The sequence below is a fragment of the Bradyrhizobium sp. Arg816 genome (assembly GCF_029989365.1).
Taxonomy (GTDB): Bacteria; Pseudomonadota; Alphaproteobacteria; order Rhizobiales; family Xanthobacteraceae; genus Bradyrhizobium.
This window is the reverse complement of the sequence record NZ_JAPRAQ010000098.1, coordinates 1-597: the sequence shown is the minus strand read 5'-3', so window position 1 is coordinate 597 and position 597 is coordinate 1. Positions and strand designations below refer to the sequence as shown.

Sequence of the window (597 nt, the reverse complement as noted above, 5' to 3'; positions counted from 1 at the left end):
GTTTCCGGCACAGTCAAGCCGACGCCCCGGCGTCGGCCGAACCATGCCGAAGGGAACCTCCGCACGATGAAGTCCACGCTCTCGCTCGCTGCCCTCCTCCTCGCCGCCGGCGTCGGAGCCGCCGAGGCGGCCCGGAAGCCCGTCGCCGTGAGCGACGCCTATGACGGGACCTGGAGCATCGAGGTCATCACCACCTCGGGTCCCTGCGACCGGGCCTACCGCTACGGCGTGAAGATCGAGAAGGGCGAGGCGCGGAACTGCACCACGATCTCGGAGAGCTTGTCGGGCATGCGCTTGCCGGTGCGCAGGTAGAACGGCACCCCGGCCCAGCGCCAGGACTGGACCTCGACCTTCAGCGCCACGAAGGTCTCGGTGCGGCTCTGCCCGCCGAGGTCGGCGAGGTAGCCCTCGACGGGCTTTCCGTCGACGGCGCCGGCCACGTACTGCCCGCGCACGGTCACCGTCTGCACGTCCGCGGCGGTGATCGGCTTGAGGGCGCGCAGCACCTTCAGCTTTTCGTCGCGCACCGCGTTGGCCTCGAGGTTGAGCGGGCTCTCCATGGCGGTGAGGCAGAGAAGCTGCAGGATGTGGTTCTGC

Annotated in this window: 1 pseudogene; it reads right to left on the bottom strand. The window is 69.7% G+C overall.

Annotated features, from left to right (window positions below):
* Positions 1-230: 230 nt before the first annotated feature.
* Positions 231-597: pseudogene (locus OWC48_RS45985) on the bottom strand (glucose-6-phosphate dehydrogenase); the annotation flags it as partial.